The sequence below is a fragment of the Hydrogenophaga sp. RAC07 genome (assembly GCF_001713375.1).
Classification (GTDB): domain Bacteria; phylum Pseudomonadota; class Gammaproteobacteria; order Burkholderiales; family Burkholderiaceae_C; genus Hydrogenophaga.
Map to the genome: position 1 here is coordinate 4486268 of NZ_CP016449.1, position 19428 is coordinate 4505695.

Sequence of the window (19428 nt, forward strand, 5' to 3'; positions counted from 1 at the left end):
GTTCATGGCGTGGACCCCATGCCGGTGCACGGGATGCACTCGCATGGAGCGCGGAAACGTCTGGTGGTTGAAGCACGACATGAAAGGACACCCTGAGTTCGTTGTGTGCGCTGACGTACAGTCGCGCACTTGTTTTTTCATTCTTATGGCGGGTAGCGCAGGTGCATGTAACGAGCTTTGAGTAAAGCGACGAGGAGTGCGCTGGATCGAACATTGCTTCGATACGCTGACCCCGGGCGAGTGGGTGGACTGCGCCGCAATTGATGGCTCTTGTGATGTTCGACAGAGCCGGGTTCTCAAGGAGGTTGAAACGATGCGAGTTGCCGAAGCGATCGAACTGGATGCGAAGACCACATCCGAGTTGCTCACGCTGTCCAAAGGCAGACGGGTTGAGGCCCGTGTGCAGCAACGTGCCAACGTCATCCTGCTGGCGGCGCAAGGTTGGCAAAACAAGAACATTGCCCAGGAGGTCAAGCTGGACCGCCGACAAGTGGCGTTGTGGCGGCGGCGCTTCATTGAAGGCGGCCTGCCTGCCCTGCTGAAAGACGCGTCGCGTTCAGGGCGCACACCGAGCGTGACGTCCGAAGTCGAGTCGCACATCCTGCACACCACATTGCACGAGCAACCGGCTTCGGGCGCGCCATGGAGCACCCGCACACTGGCCTTGCACCTGGGCCTGAGCGCCACCACCATCGGACGGGTGTGGCGACGCAACGGCATCCAGCCGCACCTGAACAGCACGGCCAAGGTGTCAGCCGGGGCTGCGCTTCACATCGACACCGAGTGGGTGGATGTCGTGGGGCTGTACATGAACCCGCGCGAGCGTGTGCTGGTGCTCAGCTGCGCCGGGAACGGCCATGTCCACACGCCCGGCCGCACCCAGCACCTGGTTGATGGCGCCCCGGCCAGCGACCACGGGCGCCATGTCATGGCAATCCTGTTGCCCGCGCTGAAGAAACTGGAGGGCGCCGTGATCTCAGGGTGCCAGGATCGTCATCACCACGAGGAGTGGCTCCGGTTCCTTCGCCTGATCGAGCGCAAGACACCCAGGCACCTGCAATTGCACCTGATCGTGGACAACCAGGCCACGCACAAGCGTCCCAAGGTCCAGGCCTGGCTCGCCCAACACCCGCGCCTGGTCGTGCATTCAACCCCCACCAATGCCTCTTGGTTGAACACGGTCAGGCGGTTGTTGCGCGACAACGCGAGGCACGGCATGCAGCACGACCGCTTCACCAGCGCGGCCGACCTCCAGCAAGCCATCGCGCAGCACATCGAGCGCCCGGGCAAGGAAGCCAAAGCATTCATCTGGACAGTCGACGCGCCGGACACCGCCCAGGTGACCCGCGCCAAGGCTGCGCTGGCGCGCTGGACGATAAGTGCAGACCAGAATGGTGCACTGCAGCATGAAGCCGATGTAACGGCTGCCTGGGCATGAGTGGGGTTCTTACATCCCGAAACGAGGTTTCGTGGACGGGCCGGCGGCCGTCGAACGCTCAGATGGCCGAGATGTCGGTTTGCACCGGCCAGCGGAGCGATTGCATGGCACTGTTGCCGCTGGCTTCGAACTCGTGCTGCAAGAGCAGCGTGTAGCGGCCCGGACGCGGCGTGCACAAGCGGTAGCCGTCGCTTACCGGGCTGAGCGTGATGCCGCCGGATTGCTCGGTTTGCAAGCGCCAGGCTTCCACGTCCGAAGTGTTCATGCGCAAGGTGACGCAAAAGCCGCGTTTCATGGTGGAGAGCACGACCAGTCGCTGCTCGGCGCTCCAGTCGCCACCAGACTCCGCGATCAGCTGAACCGGATGGCTGTTCTCCAGTACCCGCATGATGGGTGGAACGACGATGCGAATGTCGATGGAAGCGCTGGCGCTGTGCTGGTTGACCGCTCGACTCTCACCCATGCCCGGCGCTGGAACCAGCAGCAGAGCGCCGGAGGTCAGGCAGACAAGAAGAGGGCGTGGCAGGCGGCACATGAACCACTATCGGCCCCCCCTCCGGGAACTTGAGACCCTCGCTACGGTTCGCCCAGATCCCCAACCGCTATTCGCTGCGCTGTACGGGGAGTGTCAGGGTCACACTTTCGCGCATGCGCACGTCCACCCGCGTCTGTCCCTCGTCAATCACGTTCCAGGGCAGGGGCAGGGTCTCGGGTCGTACAGTGACGGTACGCGGACCGCTGGCCACAAAGGGAAATTCGAAGCGCCCCTGGTTGTCGGTGCGCACGGAGTAGCGGTTGTCCAGAAAAACAGTGACGTTGGGTACGCCGGTTTCGCTGGCTTCTTGAGTACCGCTGCGGTTGGCGTCGAAGTACACCGTGCCCTCGATACGCCCACCCCCGTCGCTGGACTTGCCACCCAGCGGCACATTGCGGCTGCCTGCTTGAAACTCATAGCGCAACACCGCATAGAGCGAGCGGTCGCTGTCTCGGACCAACACATCCGGCGGTGCCAGCGGGTCCAGCGACGGGCTGAACCGGCTGCGGCCCGAAGAGCGGGTGTAATTGCCCTCCATGCTCCAGCGGGCGTCGATGCGCCAGTTCGCGCCAAGGTTCATGCTGTTGCGTGTCTGCCCAGTGCTTCCGCGCTCGGTGTTGACATTGCCACGCAGGCCAGCCTTGCTGGACAGTGGTGCAGACACACTCAATGCACCATTCCATGTGGTCTCGGCAGGCAGGTTTCGGGCGGCGCTGTAGGCGGTTGCCCCCAGGCTGGTCGACAGGGCCCAGCCTTGCGGCACCGTCCATTCCTGATCCCAGATCAGGCTGCGGGTGGCGATCTGGTCTTGTCCCCCTGCAAATTCCAGGCGCAGGCCGCTGGTGCCCCAGCCATTCTGGAAGCGCCAGTCGCCATAGGTGTTCCAGGCGTCGCCATTGAAGCGACGCAAAGCGGCGCCGGCTCCCAGCGTGTGGTCGCGGTTGAGGCGCCAGCGTGCCGATCCCGTGGCGAAGTAGCCACTGCCGCTGCGCCCGCTGATGGAATCCAGCCAGTCCACCGAGCCTTCGGCCGACCATTGGCGGGTCGCCCAGTTGGTGCGCAGGTAGGCGCCCACGATGTCGTTGGCCAGTGGCAGGTTGGCCCAGGTCAGGTCGGCCTCCAGCCGGTAGGCGCCCACACCGTGACGGCGCGGCCCCTCTTCCCATTCGCTGTCCATCCAGAATCCTCGGCGCGCACCGCTCAGGCTGCTGGATTGGGTGCTGATGACTTGACCCTGGATGTGGTGATTCGCGCCTTCGTGCCGCAGCGCCACGAGGGTGGAGTTGGCGTTGACGAAATCACTGGGTTGTTGCGGGCTGTCCAGCGACGACACGCCGCGCGCATCTTCGTGCCGGAGGGCTGCGGTCCAGCCTTGGCGGGAAAGCGTATCGGCGCCCGAGGCGTTGATGCGCCACTGGCCGGCCAGGGTGGTGCGCCGTCCGGGCAGTGATCGAAACCCGCTGGCGGGGAGGAAGTCCAGCCGTCCGGGCTCGCCCGTGGAGGCCTGCAACTGCAAACCTTGCTCGGGGTTCTCGAACTCGGTGCCAACGCCCTGAAGGATGGCCGAAGGTACGTAAATGCGCGCCGGCAAGCGCATGATGTCCGGCGCTGGCGTGTTGATGATGCCCAGCTCATTGCTGGTGAGCCAGCCACCGCCCAACGGCATCGCGACCTGGCGCAAGGTGAGCGTACCGCTGTTGTCACGCGGCGCGTACGTTCCATCGATGGACAGCGTGCCGTGGTTGGGTGTTTCCAGCAGGCCATAGATGCCGTAGCCGATGCGGGTGCTTTGGGTCTGGTCAAAAGGCTGGGTGCCCAACCGCGTCTCCAGTCGCAGGAAGCGCGGCCAGCCTTCGCGGTCGTAGGCATAGGCCTCGTTCTCTTCCAGAGCTTCCGGCACCAGGTTGTCGATCACGCGGTCCACATAGAGGGCCTCGGGTGCGCTGGAGACACGGGATGCTGTCGCATCCTGTGCCCACACGCCAGCCTGCTGGGTGGCGAGACCCACGAAGGCCAGCAGGCTGCAGAGCGGGTGCGCCACCCGAACACTCATGGAGCGAATCTGGCGTCAAGCGGCAGACGGTTCTTGCCCCATTCGAGCGTGCCTTTGACCACCAGCGGGAACCGCACCTCGGGTGCGGTCTTGCCTTCGCCCACCACGGGCGAGAGAGCCACGCCTCGCGTCTCGCCCGGCATGATCGGTATGTCGGCCGGCGTCATTTCGAGCGTTTGCCCGGCGGCGTCGATGGCGTTCACGTAGCCTTCGAGTCGGCCATGAGCGTTGCCGCTGTTGCGCACATCGAGCGTTGCCACGCTCTTGCCGTCGCTTGCCTTGACGACGCGGGTGGCCGTGAGGTTGAGCACCGGAGCAGCATCGCCCACAGCGGCGTACACGATCACCCCGATCCGTCCGCCCACGTCGACGCCGCTCCTGGCGGGGTCAAGGCCTTCGATCATGATCGCGAAGCGGCATTCGCGTGGCGTTGTGCCGGCGGGCGGGTTGATCTCGAAGCGGAAGCGGTAGCGCGCGCCGGGCTCCAGTGTGAGTTCGCGTCGCTCGATCGTCACCCATGGACGGCAGCTCTCGGGCGCCAGCTGGTCGGTGAAGACCACCGAGTTGTCGGCCTGGAAGGTCCAGTCGTTGGTGTACACCCGGTAGCCGCCTTTGAACTGGCCCACGTGCTGGATCTCGAACACCTGACGCAGCGGCTGGCCAGGCGTGGCCTTCACTTCAAAACGCGGGGGTGTGATGTAGGCGGCAAAACCTTGCGCATTCCCCATGAGCGGCGTCAAGAACAGTACACAGACACACGCCCAACCCAGCAGCGTATTCAATCTGTTGAGCAACGATCCCGGAAGCGAAGTCGTCATGGCGGGTTCAGTTGGTATCGAGTTCGAAGTGAAAATTCAGGCGACGGCTGTTGGATGTCCAATCGGCATTCGATCGCAGCCGAACCTGCATCTGGTCTTCCAGAGTGGCGCCGGGAATCGTACCGGCGAAGACCAGGGCGCGTTCGCCGGACACCAGGCGCCCGGCCTGCAGTCTGCCCTGCGTCGTCCAGACAGCCTCGATGCTGGAAGCCTCGTCGCGCGGCAGCACCATGTAGATGCGACCACTGCGGCCGATCCAGTCGCGGGTGTCGATGCGGATGTTGACGGTCACCCAGGCTTCCATGCCGCTCGCGTTCATCTGGCCTCGGGCGAACGGCAACCACTGCATCTGCACGTTGGGCGGAACGGTGTAACTCAACGAGTCGTCCAGCCGGAACGGATTCGCCAGGCTGGACCCGAATGCCAACATGCCCAGCGCAGCAATGACAAGTCGCCGGCGTCCCGTCATGGTGAAGCCAGTGTGTAGGTCACACGGCCGTTGTAGGTACCAGCCGCACGCACGTCGCTGTTGGCGTATGAAAAGGTGTGGCAGTTTTCGAGGTAGGTGTTGCCGGGAACCGTGGCGAGGTTCTGGGTTCCCCCGTTGAACGTGCCGGGTGCAATCACGTTGGGGACGCCGCTGCCCGGGGCGGCCACAGTCCAGCTGATCTGGCTGATCGGGATGGTGTCTCCGTTGGCGTTGATGAGGTTGGCCGGCGAAGAAACGGTGAGGCTGGCGTTGGCTGCGCCGCTGTTGCGGCGGTAGCCTGCGCCCACCATCACCTGACTGGCCGGCGTTGGGCAGGTGTTGTTGCCGTCGCCGTACAAACTGATGTTCTGTGTGCTGTCGCTGGTCATGGCCAGCGGTGTTCCGTTGCCCAACTGCGCGGCCGGGACAGTGACGGCCACGAGATTGACAGGGCCGCTGCGCCCGGCGGTGCCATTGAGTGTGCCGCTGCTGCCACTCAGTGCGCCGTTGCCAACATGCAGAAACAGACGACGGCTGCCAGAGTTGACGGACAAGGACCAAGCGAGCGCAGCGGACATTTCCGCGCCGCACCACACCACCAGGCAGGCGCAACCGAGCAACCGTCTTGTGCGGCGGCCAACGAGTTGCTGTGAGGTGGTCATCGAGCCGTACTCAGCTGTTTCACAGGGTCAGTGGCGCCCAGTCGAGGGGCGCCGGGAGTCACCATTTTCGGCGCCAAGGCGGGGTAGTCCACCGGTGCGCAAGGCACACCGGTGAGCTTGGCCAGCCATCAGGGCATGGTGGCGGTGTAGGTGACCCGGCCCACGTAGGTGCCGAAGGCGGGGGTGGTGCTGTTGGCGTACGCGTAGGTCCAGTTGGCGGTCTGGTTGGTCACGCGCCCGGCCAACGTTGGCAGGCTGGTGCCACCGCTGAATGCGGGTGCGGCCAATGCCCCGTTGCTCGATGTCACGGTCAGCTCGGTGAACGGAATGGTGTCGGCGCCGCTGGTCAGAACCAGCGGGTTGGTCGCGGTGATCGTGACCTGGCCGTTGTTGCCAAAAACACGCACGGGAATCGATGCCGGGCCTGAAGTCAGGCCGGTGCTGGTGATGGATGCGGCCGGGGCTGCTGCGCCGGCGCCCACGTCCAGCGGGTTGGTTGTGTAGTCGAAGGTCAGGGTGTCGATCGCGGCATTGGTCGCCAGCGGTGTGCCGGAACCGGTGCCCACACCCAGAAAGAGAACACGCGGGATCACCACGCGCAGGTCCAGGTTGGCGGTGGCGGAGCCGGCACCGGACACCAACTGCGATTCTGCCGAAGCCAGCAAGGGGGTGGCCAGCGCCAGTGCCAGGGTGGTTTTCAGGAGCAGGGCTTTTTTCACGACGTTTCCTTAAGATGAAGTGATGAATGTGGACTGAGCACTTTCTGGTACATGCTCCACGGGGTTGGTTGAGCCAATGTTACGAAATGGCACAAGAGCTGGCAAGCCAACAGTGGGAAAAAATTCACATAACTCAACGACTTACGGCGAGTTTGTTACCCAACGGTCGAAAATCTTCGACGAATGGACCCAAAAATGTTCAAGTTCTTGACCGGTTTGCCGTGGTCGTACTTTTTGCCAACAGGTGCGTCAACGGAAGTGCACTGCCGGATTTCACCTCCCCGAGGGAAAAGCTGGTGTGCAGGTCTTTCACGTTGGGCAGGTTGAGCAAAATCTCCCGCGCGAACTGGCTGAAGTGGTTGAGGTCGCGGCTCACCACCTGCAGCTCGAAGGTGCCAGAGCCGCTGATGTAGTGGCAGGACACGACTTCCGGAATCTCGCGGATCGCGTTCTCCAGCTTGCGCGTGACGTCGCCGCTGTTGCGGTCGGCATCCAGGCGCACGAAGGCCAGCACGCCCAAGCCGATTTTTTCGCGGTCGATCTCGGCGCGGTAGCCGCGGATGAAACCGGCTTCTTCGAGCGCACGCACACGCCGCCAGCAGGGTGCGGCCGACAGGCCGACGCGTTGGGCCAGCTCGGCGTTTGTGAGGCGGCCATCGCTTTGCAGTTCTTGCAGGATGGTGATGTCGAACTTGTCGAGTGTTTCCATGATGGCCTTGTAGATGAAAGAATGTTGCTCGATCATCGATAAATCGGGCATGAAACGCAAACACCTGTCGCGCGACGGGGCATACACTGTGCGCCACACTGGAGTTGTGTGCCTATGAGGCACGCTGCTTTGGCCCACGACACGCCCACGAGGCGACCTGCCCATCACGGAGACAAAACGATGAACGCCCCCCTGCCCGAACACATCCGCCGCGCCCTGGAAACCGTGACGCTGGACGACAAGTACGCGCTCGACCAGGGGCGCGCCTTCATGAGTGGCGTGCAGGCGTTGGTCAAGCTGCCCATGCTGCAGCGCCAGCGCGATGCGCTGGTGGGCAAGAACACGGCGGGTTTCATCAGTGGTTATCGCGGCTCGCCACTGGGCGGCTACGACCAGGCCTTGCAGAAGGCAGCGCCCCACCTGAAGGCGCAGAACATCGTGTTCCAGCCGGGTGTGAACGAAGAGCTGGCCGCCACCGCTTTGTGGGGCACACAGCAGCTGGGCTTTGCGCCGCCCGGCACCAACAAGTTCGACGGTGTGTTCGGCATCTGGTACGGCAAGGGCCCGGGCGTGGACCGCTGCTCCGACGTGTTCAAACACGCCAACATGGCCGGCACCACGCCCTGGGGTGGTGTGATCGCGGTGGCCGGCGACGACCACGTGGCCAAGAGCTCCACCGCCGCGCACCAGAGCGACCACATCTTCAAGGCCTGCGGCCTGCCGGTGTTCTTCCCGACCTCGGTGCAGGACATCCTCGACCTGGGCCTGCACGCCATCGCCATGAGCCGCTTCAGCGGCGTGTGGGCCGGCATGAAGACGATCCAGGAGATCGTGGAGTCCAGCGCCACCGCCGTGATCGACCCGGACCGCGTGAACATCGTGGTGCCCGAGTTCGTCATGCCACCCGGCGGCGTGCACATCCGCTGGCCCGACCACGCGCTCGATCAGGAAGCCCGCCTGTTCGACTACAAGTGGTACGCCGCACTCGCCTACATCCGCGCCAACAAGCTCAACCACAACGTGATCGCCGGGCCGAACGACCGCTTTGGCCTGATCGCCAGCGGCAAGGCCTACAACGACACGCGCCAGGCCCTGCTGGACCTCGGCCTGGACGACGACACCTGCCGCCGCATCGGCCTGCGCCTGCACAAGGTGGCGGTGGTGTGGCCGCTGGAGGCGCAGACCACGCGCGAATTCGCCACCGGCCTGCGCGAGATCCTGGTGGTGGAAGAGAAGCGCCAGGTCATCGAGTACCAGCTGAAGGAAGAGCTCTACAACTGGCGGCCCGACGTGCGCCCCAACGTGCTGGGCAAGTTCGAGGAGGTCGAAGGCGACTTCAGTGGCGGCGAGTGGAGCATGCCCAACCCGAGCGAGCGCACCCTGCTGCGCGCCAACGCCGACCTGTCGCCCGCGATCATCGCGCGCGCCATCGCCAAGCGCTTGAAGAAGATGGGCCAGGTGCCCGAGGACGTGATGGCGCGCATCGACGCGCAACTCGCCATCCTGACCGCTCAGGAACAGTCCATGCAGACGCTGCTCACGCAGGGTGTGGCCGGCGCCGAGCGCCAGCCCTGGTTCTGCTCGGGCTGCCCGCACAACACCAGCACACGCGTACCCGAAGGCTCGCGCGCCATGGCCGGCATCGGCTGCCATTTCATGACGATCTGGATGGACCGCGCCACCGTGGGCTTCACCCAGATGGGCGGCGAGGGCGTGCCGTGGGTCGGCCAGCAGCCGTTCAGCAAAGACCAGCACATGTTCGCCAACCTGGGCGACGGCACCTACTTCCACAGCGGCCTGCTGGCGGTGCGCCAGAGCATCGCTGCGGGTGTGAACATCACCTACAAGATCCTCTACAACGACGCCGTGGCCATGACCGGCGGCCAGCAGGTGGGCGAGCGTCCCGAGGGCCACAGCGTGGTGCAGATCGCGCAGAGCATGCGCGCCGAAGGCGCGGTCAAGATCACCATCGTGACCGACGAGCCCGAGAAGTACGACGGCGTGAAAGGCCTGCCCGAGGGCATCGCCATCCAGCACCGCGACCTGCTCGATGCGGTGCAGAAGGAGTTCCGCGAGATCCAGGGCACCACGGTCATCATTTACGACCAGACCTGCGCCACCGAAAAGCGCCGCCGCCGCAAACGGGGCACGCTCGTGGACCCGGCCAAGCGCGTGGTGATCAACGAGCTGGTGTGCGAGGGCTGCGGCGACTGCGGTGTGCAGTCCAACTGCCTGTCGGTGGAGCCGCTGGAGACCGAGTTCGGCCGCAAGCGCACCATCAACCAGAGCAGCTGCAACAAGGACTACTCGTGTGTGAAGGGCTTCTGCCCGAGCTTCATCACGGTCGAGGGCGGTCAGCTGCGCAAGAAGGACAAGAAGGGCGCCGCTGCCGAATGGACCGGCGGCGTTGTGCCCGCGCCCCGGTTGCCCGCGCTCGGTTCGGAAGCCTGGGGCGTGATCGTGGCCGGCGTCGGCGGCACGGGTGTCATCACCATCGGCCAGCTGCTCGGTGTGGCCGCGCACCTGGAAGGCAAGGGCATCGTCACGCAGGACGCGGCGGGCTTGGCGCAAAAGGGCGGCGCGACCTGGAGCCATGTGCTCATCGGTGCGCGGCAGGACGACATCCGCACCACGCGCGTCGCCTCCGCCTCGGCCGACCTGATCATCGGCTGCGACCCCATCGTGAGCGCCAACAAGGAAACCTGGCAGCGCCTGCGCGCCGGCCGCACGCACGTGGCCCTGAACGTGAGCGCCACGCCCACGGCAGCCTTCGTGAAGAACCCCGACTGGCAGAACCCGGCGCAAGCCTGCGTGGACGCCCTGGTGCACAGCCTGGGCACCGAGTCGGTGGGCGCGTTCGACGCCGAAACCGCCGCCACCCGCCTGATGGGCGACAGCCTGTACACCAACCCCATGATGCTGGGCTACGCCTGGCAAAAGGGCTGGTTGCCGCTGGAGCTGGCCTCGCTGATGCGCGCGATCGAGCTCAACGCCGTGCAGGTGGACAAGAACAAGGCCGCGTTTGAATGGGGTCGTCGTGCCGCGCACAACCCGCAGGCCGTGGCGGCCCTGTGGCAGAAGGCCGGCGCCGGTGAACAGGTGATCCAGTTCAAGAAGCGCGAGTCGCTCGACGACCTGGTCGCCCGCCGTGTCGAGTTCCTCACCGGCTACCAGAACGCCGCCTACGCTGCCGAGTACCAGCGCTTCGTCGCCCGCGTGCGCGCGGCCGAGGCGCCTCTGGGCAAAACCACGCTGAGTGAGGCCGTGGTGCGCAACCTCTTCAAACTCATGGCTTACAAGGACGAGTACGAGGTCGCACGCCTGCACAGCGATCCGGCCTTCCACGCCCGCCTGGCGAGCCAGTTCGAAGGCGATTTCAAGCTCAAGGTGCACCTGGCACCTCCGCTGATCGCCAAGAAGAACGAGCGTGGCGAACTGGTCAAGCAGCCGTTTGGCCCTTACATGTTCACGGCGTTCAAGTGGCTGGCGCGCTTCAAGGGACTGCGCGGCACCGCGCTGGACATCTTTGGCCGCACCGAAGAGCGCCGCACCGAGCGCGCGTTGATTGCGCAGTACCGCGCCGACATCGAGGCGCTGCTGCCCCAGCTCGCTGCGACCAACCTGGATTTGGCGGTGGAGATTGCGCGCATTCCGGAGCACATCAAGGGCTTCGGGCATGTGAAGGAGCGCAACCTGGCCGCGGCCCGCACGCGCCGCGACGGATTGCTGACCCAATGGCGCCAGCCCGCCGGCTTGAGCGCCCTGGCCAAAGCCGCCTGAGCCGAGGGCCTTTGGCCCATCGCGCCAACACACCCCCCGGCATACAATCGCCGGTTGTGTTCCAGCGCCCGGCACCGCTCGCAGCGGGGGCCGGGCGCTCGACCTTTTCCTGATCCTGAACCTGTTGGAGACCGCTCGTGTTCATTTCCTCCGCTTACGCCCAAGCCGCCACCGGTGGCGACACCCAATCCACCATCCTGGGCATGCTGCCGCTGGTGTTGATGTTCGTGGTGCTGTATTTCGTGATGATCCGCCCGCAGATGAAGCGCCAGAAGGAGCACAAGGCCATGGTGGAAGCCCTGGCCAAAGGCGACGAAGTGGTGACCGCCGGTGGCTTCCTCGGCAAGGTTTCCAAGATCGGCGAAATCTACGTCGGCGTGGAACTTGCCGACGGCATGGAAGTCCAGATGCAACGCACCGCCGTGGTTCAGGTGCTGCCCAAGGGCACGCTGAAAAGCGTCTGATGATGCGATGGGGCGGTTTGACCGCCCTTCGCGTTTTCAACCCGCCCCTCCACCGATCCCGCTGACACATTTGCGGCCTCCAGGGCCGGCATCACCATGAACCGTTACCCGCTGTGGAAGTACGCGATCCTTGTGGTCGCCCTGCTGATCAGTGCGATCTATGCGCTGCCCAACCTGTTCGGCGAGTCGCCCGCCGTGCAGGTGTCGGCGGCCCGTTCCACGGTGCGCATCGACAGCGGCACGGTGACCCGGGTGGAGCAGGCGCTGGCGGCGCAAGGCGTTCAGGCCGCGTTGATCCAGCTGGATGCCAATTCGGTCAAGGCCCGCTTCGAGAACACCGACGACCAGCTTAAGGCGCGCGACGCGCTGGAAAAGGCCTTCAACCCCGATCCGGCCGACGCCGGCCACGTGGTCGCGCTCAATCTGCTGCCGCGCACACCCGCATGGCTGATCTCGCTGGGCGCCTCGCCCATGTACCTCGGCCTGGACTTGCGCGGTGGCGTGCACTTCATGCTCCAGGTCGACATGCCCGCGGCCTTGCAGCGCCGTGCCGATGTGTTGACCGCCGACCTGCGCAGCGCCTTGCGTGAAAAAGGTGTGCGCCACGGCGGCATCAACCGCAGCGGGCAGACCATCGAGCTGCGCGCGCCCGACGCCCAGACCGCGCAGGCCGTCAGTGGCCTGATCCAGGACCAGTTTCCCGATCTCGTGGTGGCCGAGACGCCCGATGGAACCGGCGTGCGGATGGTGGCCACCATCAAGCCGGAAGCGGCGCGCCTGGTGCAAGACCAGGCCTTGAAGCAGAACATCACCACCCTGCACAACCGCATCAACGAACTCGGCGTGGCCGAGCCGGTGATCCAGCAGCAGGGTGCAGACCGTATCGTGGTGCAGCTGCCCGGCGTGCAGGACACCGCCAAGGCCAAGGACATCCTGGGGCGTACCGCCACGCTGGAAGTGCGCATGGTCGACGAATCATCCGAAGGCCAGGCGGCCGAACGCGGCACCGGCCCGGTGCCCTTCGGCTCCGAGCGCTATCCCGAGAGCAACGGCCAACCCGTCATCGTCAAGCGCGACGTGCTGCTGACCGGCGAAAACCTCACCGATGCGCAGGCCGGCTTTGACAGCCAGACCCAGGAAGCCGCCGTGCACCTCACGCTGGACGCGAAGGGCGCACGCATCTTCCGCGATGTGACCCGCGAAAACGTGGGCAAGCGCATGGCGATCATCCTGTTTGAAAAAGGCCGGGGCGAGGTGGTCACGGCCCCGGTGATCCGCGGTGAAATCGGCGGCGGTCGGGTGCAGATTTCCGGCGCCATGACCAGCGTGGAAGCCAGCGACACGGCCCTGCTGCTGCGCGCCGGCTCGCTCGCCGCGCCCATGGAAATCGTCGAAGAACGCACCATCGGCCCCAGCCTGGGTGCCGAGAACATCGAAAAAGGCTTCAACAGCGTGATCTGGGGCTTTGCGGTCATCGTGGTCTTCATGTGCGTCTACTACGCACTCTTCGGCATGTTCTCCAGCATCGCGCTGGCCTTCAACCTGCTGTTGCTGGTGTCGCTCCTGTCCATGCTGCAGGCCACGCTCACCTTGCCCGGCATTGCGGCCATGGCGCTGGCGCTGGGCATGGCGATCGACTCCAACGTGCTGATCAACGAACGTGTGCGCGAAGAGCTGCGCCGTGGTTCTTCACCGCAGGTGGCGATCAACACCGGCTACGACCACGCCTGGGGCACCATCCTGGACTCCAACGTCACCTCGCTGATCGCGGGCTTGGCTTTGTTGATCTTTGGCTCCGGTCCGGTGCGCGGTTTTGCGGTGGTGCACTGCCTGGGCATTGTCACGAGCATGTTCTCCTCGGTGTTTTTCTCGCGTGGCCTGGTCAACCTCTGGTACGGCCGGCAGAAGAAGCTCAAGACGGTCTCCATCGGGACCGTGTGGCGCCCGGATGACAAGACCCCCGCCATCAAGGCCGACTGAACGAGGATTGCAGCATGGAACTCTTTCGCATCCGCAAGGACATCCCGTTCATGAAGCACGCGATCGTGCTGAACGCCATCTCGTTCATCACGTTCGTTCTCGCGGTCTTTTTTCTCACCACCCGGGGCTTGCATCTGTCGGTGGAATTCACCGGCGGCACCGTCATGGAGGTTGCCTACGAGCAGCCTGCCGATCTGGAGTCGGTGCGCAAGGTGATCGAAGGCCTGGGCTATGCCGACGTGCCGGTGCAGAACTTCGGTACGTCGCGCGACGTGTTGTTGCGCCTGCCGGTGCAGGCTGGCCAGTCGTCCGGTCAACAGAGTGAAACCGTGCTGGCTGCGCTGAAGGCGCAAAACCCCGCGGTGGAACTGCGCCGCACCGAGTTCGTGGGGCCGCAGGTGGGGCAGGAGCTGGTCTCCAGCGGCCTCATGGCACTGGGGCTGGTGATCGTGGGAATCATGATCTATCTGGCCTTCCGGTTTGAGTGGAAGTACGCGGTCTCGGCCATCGTCGCCAACCTGCACGACGTGATCATCATCCTGGGCTTTTTTGCCTTCTTCCAGTGGGAGTTTTCGCTGGCCGTGCTGGCCGCTGTGCTCGCCGTGCTGGGGTATTCGGTCAACGAATCGGTGGTGATCTTCGACCGCATCCGCGAGACCTTCCGCAAGCAGCGCAAGATGAACACGCAGCAGATCATCGACCACGCAATCACGTCGACCATCAGCCGCACCATCATCACGCACGGCTCCACCCAGATCATGGTGCTGTCCATGCTGCTGTTCGGCGGCCCCACGCTGTTCTACTTTGCGCTCGCCCTGACCATCGGCATCTGTTTCGGCATCTACTCGTCGGTGTTCGTGGGCGCGGCCATGGCGATGTGGCTGGGCATCAAACGGGAAGACCTGATCAAGTCCAGCAGCAAGAACGAAGGTGATCCGGACGACCCCAACGCAGGCGCTGTGGTTTAAGCGCGAACACCTCGTCGGGCATACCCTTTGTGAGCACCTTAACTTCGGGGCGCTGAAATCTTTCATGTCATACTGAAAGCATTGTGTCTCCCCCCGATCAGCACGTCTCTTCCCTGGCCAAACAGGCACGTGAACTCTTCGTGGTTCATGTGGGACGTGCCCTTCCCGAAATGGTCAAGGCCTGCGACACGCGCCTGACCTCCATCCTCGACCAAGCCGGCTCGGCGCGCGACATGCAGGCCCGGCGCGACGCTTGGACCGCTTTCCAGAAGCACCAGACCACCTGGCTCAACCAGAGCCGCAAGGCGCTGCAGCGCACCTTGTTGCCACGCACCTCCAGCAGCGGTCAGCCCATCAGCATGTCGGGCGCGCTCGAGCTCGTGGCCGAAGGCGCCATTGACGACCAGATCATGGCCTCGCGCCTGGCCATGCGGGTGCTGGAAAAGGCGTCCACCGAACTCAACGAACTGCGGCTGCGCGTGCAGCACCTGGAAAAGCGCCAGGAGTTGTCGCGCGGCGACGTGTTGCTGCCCGATGTGACCGCCCGCATCCTGGTGGACCAGTGGCTCGAATCCGAGATGACCCGTGATGGTTGGGCCCTGGTGCAGGACGCACTGGCACCGGTCATGACGCTCAAGCTGCACGACGCCTACAAGGCGGCCAACGAATTCCTGGTCGCCAGCGGCGTGATGAAGGAAATCGACCTGCAGGCGCTGGTCAGACGCGCTCCCGGCTCGCGCGCCGAGGGTCCGCCCGCCGCGCCACCGCAGTCCAGTCCGGTGGGCGCACGCGTCCCGCCTGGAGGCGTTGCTCGATCCGGTGGTGCGGGTGAAGGGTTCCGACCGGCAGGCACCCATCCAGGCGCAGCTCCAAATGCCGGCCAGAGCGACTTCGGTGGCTCTGGCCCGGCAAGTCGTCCAAGCACCCCTGGTTCCTCCAGCATGGGTGTGCAGGACGAGACCCGCATGATGACCAGCGCATCACCTCTGGCCCGTGCGCGCATGCGCGCCCAGGGCGTGGTGGGCCGCTTGCGCCGCATGCTGATCGACAAGGTCGGCGGTGAGTTCGAAGCCACGCAGATCCTGCCACCCTCGCCGGGCCTGGCGCAGGCCATGCAACGGGTGGTGCCGGGTGACAGCGCCGGCGCGGGCTTCTACGTCTCGGGCAACAGCCGCCCTGGCGCCGTGTACATGGATGCCACGCACGTTGAAAAAGCGGCGGTGGTGTTGCGACAGCGCACGGCCGAGCTCAAGCAGGCCGCGAGCACCCCCACGGAGAAAGCCACCATCGAAGTGGTGGCCCTCATGTTCCAGAGCATCCTGGCCGAAGAGCGCATTCCGCCCAGCGTGCGCGTGTGGTTCGCCCGTTTGCAGATCCCGGTCTTGCGCGTGGCACTGGCCGAACCCGAGTTTTTCAGTGCCCTGCAACACCCGGCCCGCCGCCTGATCGACCGCATGGGATCGTGCGTGATGGGGTTCGAGTCCAACGTGAGCTCGGCTGCGCTGGAAGCCGAGATCAAGCGCGTGGTGCAGGTGATCGAGCAATACCCCGAAACCGGTCGGCGCGTCTTTCAGCTGGTGTTCGACGAGTTCCAGAAATTCTTGTCCACCTACCTCAGCGAACAAGGCAGTGCCAGCCGCTTCGTGAGCGTGGCGCAGCAGGTCGAGCAGAAGGAAACCTTGTCGGTCCAGTACACGATCGAGTTGCGCAAGCTGCTGGACGACGTGCCGGTGCGCGACGAGGTGCGCGACTTCCTCTTCAAGGTGTGGGTCGACGTGCTGGCCGTGTCCAGCGTGAAGTACGGTCTGCGCCACGAAGAGACCAGCGCGCTCAAACAGGTGGCTTCCGACCTGCTGTGGGCGGCGAGTGCCAAGCCCAACCGCGACGACCGCGCCCGCGTGATCCAGCAGCTGCCTGCCTTGCTGCAGCGTCTGCGCCAGGGCATGGGTCTGTTGGGCTTCACCACCGGCATGCAGGACCAGCACATCAAGTCGGTGAGCGACACGCTGGCCGATGCCTTCATGTCGCGCACCGAGGCCATCTCCCAGGAGCAGCTCGACAACCTCTCCGACCGCCTGGCCAACCTCGAAGAGTATTTGCCGGCCAACGGGCTGGGCGACCTGGATCTGGACAACGAGAGCATCGAGATGATCACCGGCGTGGACGCCAGCAACATCGAGGTGATCAACCAGGGTGGCAGCCAGCCCAACGAGGCCATGCGCTCGTGGGCGGTCGAGCTACAGATCGGTTCGTGGTTCGGCCTGGACCACAACGGCAAGCTCAACAGCGTGCAACTGGCCTGGCGCAGCCAGCGCGGCCAGCTCTACCTGTTCGTCACCAATGGTGGCCGTTGTTTCCTGATCCAGGCCACGCGGGTCGCGTCGTACCTGCAGGCGGGGCTGCTGGTGCCGAGTGAAGAAGAGGCGCTCACCGTGCGCGCCACACGCGACGCACTCTCCAAGCTCGACGCCAACCCCGAGCGCCTGCTCAACTGAGCGGGATCAACCCTTGCGGGCCTGTTCGTACAGGCCTTGCACGCGGGGGACGTTGGCCTCCAGTTCGCGGATGCGGTTGGGGCCGCTGGGGTGGGTGGACAGAAAGCCGGGACCCGCCCCGCCACCCGCTGACGCCATCTTCTGCCACAAACTCACGCTGGCCTGTGGCCGGTAAGCGGAGCGCGCTGCGAGCTCAAGACCCACCAGGTCGGCCTCGGTTTCGTCTTCGCGGCTGAACTTGAGCGTGAGCAACTGCGTGCCCAGGTTGGCCGCCACATCGCCCAACTGGCCCAGACCAAACAGCTGCGCAGCGATCGACAGGCCGATGCTGGTCGCGCTGCTCTTGGCCACCCGGGCGCGCGCGTGTTCGCGCAGCGCATGGGCCATTTCGTGGCCCATGATCATGGCGGTCTCGTCGTCGGTGAGTTGCAACTTTTCAAGAATGCCGGTGTAGAACGCGATCTTGCCGCCCGGCATGCAGAAGGCGTTGATCTGGTCGCTGCGGATCAGGTTGACTTCCCACTTCCAGCTGCTGGCGCGTTTGTTCCACTGTGGTGAGTGCGGAATGATGCGGCGCGCGATGTTGCGCAGCCGTTGCACCTCGGCGTGACCCGTGGGCAGCAGCGCCTTTTTGGCGTTGGCCTCGTTCATCATCTGTGCGTATTGCTGGTTGGCCGCCGCCTCCAGCTCTTCGGCCGGCACGAGGTTGCGCAGGGCCGAAGCCTGGCCCACGTCGACCTGGGCCGCGGCTGGCAACACGGCGCCGGCCGCAGCGGCGGTGCCCGCCAGCAGGAAGCCACGGCGGGCCGACCAGACATGTTCGGGCCGCGGTGCGGGGGCGTGGTCAGACTTGAAGTCGCAGATGAAACACATGGGTGAATAATAGTCAAAGCCGTGCGGGTGTGCCCACATCGGTGAACCCTATCTTTTCTACGGCCCGCCGATGTCTCCTCCCGCCTCCGTGACAAGCCCGTCGGCCGCCGAACCGACGCCGCAGCCCAGCCCGACCTGGGGCGAAACCCTGCGCGTGTACCTGGAGCCGGCCAGCCTGCGCATGTTCGCACTCGGTTTCTCCGCCGGGCTGCCGCTGCTGCTCGTGCTGGGCACCTTGAGCTTTCGATTGCGCGAGGCCGGCCTGGACCGCACGACCATCGGCTACCTCAGCTGGGTCGGTCTGGCCTATGCGTTCAAGTGGTGCTGGGCGCCGCTGGTGGACCGCCTGCCGCTGCCGTTGCTCACGCGTTGGCTGGGCCGGCGCCGAAGCTGGCTGCTGCTTTCGCAAGGCCTCATCATGGCCTCGCTGGTCGGCATGGCTTTGTCCGATCCACGGACCGGTTTGACCATGGTGGTGTGGTGCGCGCTCGCTGTGGCGTTTGCTTCAGCCACGCAAGACATTGCGCTGGATGCGTTTCGCATCGAGTCCGCCGACGCGCGCCACCAGGGTGCGCTGGCTGCGACCTACCAGACCGGCTACCGCCTGGCCATGATCTGGGCTGGCGCTGGTGTGTTGTGGATCGCGGCGCGCGCCGAGGTGGCACCGGTGGCCGCGGCGGCGGGCGCAGCGCCGGGTGTGCTGTACCAGCAAGCCGCGTGGACGACGGCCTACCTCGTGATGGCTGCGAGCATGTTGGTGGGTGTGTTCACCGTGCTGTTTTCGCGCGAGCCGGCACACGTGGTGTTGCCGCCGTCGAAGAACGCCGCCGAGTGGCTGCGAAGTGCGCTGGTCGAGCCCTTTGCCGATTTCCTCAAACGCTATGGCAAGCAGGCGGTGTTGATCCTCGCGCTCATCGGTGTCTACCGCATCAGTGACGTGGTCATGGGCATCATGGCCAACCCGTTTTATGTGGACATGGGCTACACCAAGGACGAGGTGGCCGCGGTCACCAAGGTCTTCGGCGTGATCATGACGCTGGTGGGGGCATTCATTGGCGGCGCACTGTCGCTCAAGCTCGGTGTCATGCGCGTGCTCATGCTCGGCGCCGTGCTCTCGGCCGCGAGCAACCTGCTGTTTGCCTGGCTGGCCGGCCATGGACACGATGTGACTGCGCTGATCCTGGTGATCTCGGCCGACAACCTGAGCGCGGGGGTGGCCTCTGCCGCCTTCATCGCCTACCTGTCGGGCTTGACGAATGTGAGCTACTCGGCCACCCAATACGCGCTGTTCAGCTCCATGATGCTGCTGGCGCCCAAATGGCTGGCGGGCTATTCGGGGGCGTTTGTGGACACCTACGACTACCCGACTTTCTTCACGGCCACCGCGTGCCTGGGCGTGCCGGTGCTGCTGCTGGTCTGGCTCGCCTCGCGCGTCGCTCCCGTGGGGCAACGTCCTTGAACGTGC

15 protein-coding genes are annotated in these 19428 nt (G+C 65.0%); 7 read left to right on the forward strand and 8 right to left on the reverse strand.

Annotated elements, in window-relative coordinates; translation table 11 throughout:
• Nucleotides 1-313 precede the first annotated feature (313 nt).
• Entirely contained in the window at nt 314-1438 is a 1125-nt protein-coding gene (locus BSY239_RS20945; protein ID WP_069048514.1) for an IS630 family transposase, read from the forward strand.
• Nucleotides 1439-1496: 58 nt separating this feature from the next.
• Here the strand turns inward: BSY239_RS20945 and BSY239_RS20950 are convergent, their stop codons facing one another.
• The 7 genes from BSY239_RS20950 to BSY239_RS20980 all read right to left on the reverse strand — a co-directional run bounded on the left by BSY239_RS20950 (nt 1497) and on the right by BSY239_RS20980 (nt 7403).
• A complete protein-coding gene (locus tag BSY239_RS20950) occupies nt 1497-1901 on the reverse strand; it encodes a hypothetical protein (protein WP_069048515.1) in 405 nt (134 codons plus the stop codon).
• A gap of 139 nt (nt 1902-2040) precedes the next feature.
• Nucleotides 2041-4026, reverse strand: coding sequence for a carboxypeptidase-like regulatory domain-containing protein (locus BSY239_RS20955; RefSeq protein WP_156775549.1), 1986 nt, complete (start codon nt 4024-4026; stop codon nt 2041-2043).
• Nucleotides 4023-4844 carry a COG1470 family protein gene (locus BSY239_RS20960; protein ID WP_156775550.1) on the reverse strand — a complete coding sequence of 274 codons (822 nt, stop codon included), beginning with the start codon at nt 4842-4844 and terminating at the stop codon, nt 4023-4025. The genes BSY239_RS20955 and BSY239_RS20960 overlap by 4 nt, the downstream gene beginning before the upstream one ends.
• Before the next feature lie 7 nt (nt 4845-4851).
• Nucleotides 4852-5313, reverse strand: coding sequence for a hypothetical protein (locus BSY239_RS20965; RefSeq protein ID WP_156775551.1), 462 nt, complete (start codon nt 5311-5313; stop codon nt 4852-4854).
• On the reverse strand, nt 5310-5975 hold the full coding sequence (locus BSY239_RS20970) for a hypothetical protein (protein WP_156775552.1): 666 nt from the start codon (nt 5973-5975) through the stop codon (nt 5310-5312). Before BSY239_RS20970 ends, BSY239_RS20965 begins: the two co-directional genes overlap by 4 nt.
• 128 nt (nt 5976-6103) lie before the next feature.
• Nucleotides 6104-6694: a hypothetical protein gene (locus tag BSY239_RS20975; RefSeq protein WP_069048520.1), complete on the reverse strand. Its 591-nt coding sequence runs from the start codon at nt 6692-6694 to the stop codon at nt 6104-6106.
• Nucleotides 6695-6893: 199 nt separating this feature from the next.
• Nucleotides 6894-7403 carry an Lrp/AsnC family transcriptional regulator gene (locus tag BSY239_RS20980; RefSeq protein ID WP_069049136.1) on the reverse strand — a complete coding sequence of 170 codons (510 nt, stop codon included), beginning with the start codon at nt 7401-7403 and terminating at the stop codon, nt 6894-6896.
• Between the two features lie 180 nt (nt 7404-7583).
• Between BSY239_RS20980 and BSY239_RS20985 the strand changes: the two genes are divergently transcribed.
• From BSY239_RS20985 to BSY239_RS21005, 5 genes are all read left to right on the forward strand, one after another.
• Nucleotides 7584-11183 carry an indolepyruvate ferredoxin oxidoreductase family protein gene (locus BSY239_RS20985; RefSeq protein ID WP_069048521.1) on the forward strand — a complete coding sequence of 1200 codons (3600 nt, stop codon included), beginning with the start codon at nt 7584-7586 and terminating at the stop codon, nt 11181-11183.
• A 137-nt stretch (nt 11184-11320) separates the two neighbouring features.
• Nucleotides 11321-11647 carry a preprotein translocase subunit YajC gene (gene yajC / locus BSY239_RS20990; protein ID WP_069048522.1) on the forward strand — a complete coding sequence of 109 codons (327 nt, stop codon included), beginning with the start codon at nt 11321-11323 and terminating at the stop codon, nt 11645-11647.
• A 96-nt stretch (nt 11648-11743) separates the two neighbouring features.
• Nucleotides 11744-13627 (forward strand): protein translocase subunit SecD, encoded by a 1884-nt coding sequence (gene secD / locus BSY239_RS20995; RefSeq protein ID WP_069048523.1) that lies wholly within the window; start codon nt 11744-11746, stop codon nt 13625-13627.
• Nucleotides 13628-13641: 14 nt separating this feature from the next.
• Nucleotides 13642-14595, forward strand: coding sequence for a protein translocase subunit SecF (gene secF / locus BSY239_RS21000; protein WP_069048524.1), 954 nt, complete (start codon nt 13642-13644; stop codon nt 14593-14595).
• An 83-nt stretch (nt 14596-14678) separates the two neighbouring features.
• Nucleotides 14679-17090: a DUF1631 family protein gene (locus tag BSY239_RS21005; RefSeq protein WP_156775553.1), complete on the forward strand. Its 2412-nt coding sequence runs from the start codon at nt 14679-14681 to the stop codon at nt 17088-17090.
• Between the two features lie 6 nt (nt 17091-17096).
• Here BSY239_RS21005 and BSY239_RS21010 read toward each other — a convergent pair whose 3' ends face one another.
• Nucleotides 17097-17963 carry a M48 family metallopeptidase gene (locus BSY239_RS21010; RefSeq protein ID WP_069049137.1) on the reverse strand — a complete coding sequence of 289 codons (867 nt, stop codon included), beginning with the start codon at nt 17961-17963 and terminating at the stop codon, nt 17097-17099.
• A gap of 70 nt (nt 17964-18033) precedes the next feature.
• Here BSY239_RS21010 and BSY239_RS21015 point away from each other — a divergent pair, with 70 nt between their 5' ends.
• Nucleotides 18034-19422: an AmpG family muropeptide MFS transporter gene (locus tag BSY239_RS21015; protein WP_172823139.1), complete on the forward strand. Its 1389-nt coding sequence runs from the start codon at nt 18034-18036 to the stop codon at nt 19420-19422.
• The last annotated feature ends 6 nt before the right edge of the window (nt 19423-19428 follow it).

Coding starts and splice junctions, on each gene's coding strand:
- BSY239_RS20965 (WP_156775551.1), bottom strand. CDS start 5,313: ATGACGGGACGCCGGCGACTTGTCATTGCTGCGCTGGGCATGTTGGCA.
- BSY239_RS20980 (WP_069049136.1), bottom strand. CDS start 7,403: ATGGAAACACTCGACAAGTTCGACATCACCATCCTGCAAGAACTGCAA.
- BSY239_RS21015 (WP_172823139.1), top strand. CDS start 18,034: ATGTCTCCTCCCGCCTCCGTGACAAGCCCGTCGGCCGCCGAACCGACG.
- BSY239_RS21010 (WP_069049137.1), bottom strand. CDS start 17,963: ATGTGTTTCATCTGCGACTTCAAGTCTGACCACGCCCCCGCACCGCGG.
- BSY239_RS20950 (WP_069048515.1), bottom strand. CDS start 1,901: ATGGGTGAGAGTCGAGCGGTCAACCAGCACAGCGCCAGCGCTTCCATC.
- BSY239_RS20960 (WP_156775550.1), bottom strand. CDS start 4,844: ATGACGACTTCGCTTCCGGGATCGTTGCTCAACAGATTGAATACGCTG.
- secF (WP_069048524.1), top strand. CDS start 13,642: ATGGAACTCTTTCGCATCCGCAAGGACATCCCGTTCATGAAGCACGCG.
- BSY239_RS20970 (WP_156775552.1), bottom strand. CDS start 5,975: ATGACCACCTCACAGCAACTCGTTGGCCGCCGCACAAGACGGTTGCTC.
- BSY239_RS20945 (WP_069048514.1), top strand. CDS start 314: ATGCGAGTTGCCGAAGCGATCGAACTGGATGCGAAGACCACATCCGAG.
- BSY239_RS20955 (WP_156775549.1), bottom strand. CDS start 4,026: ATGAGTGTTCGGGTGGCGCACCCGCTCTGCAGCCTGCTGGCCTTCGTG.
- BSY239_RS20985 (WP_069048521.1), top strand. CDS start 7,584: ATGAACGCCCCCCTGCCCGAACACATCCGCCGCGCCCTGGAAACCGTG.
- secD (WP_069048523.1), top strand. CDS start 11,744: ATGAACCGTTACCCGCTGTGGAAGTACGCGATCCTTGTGGTCGCCCTG.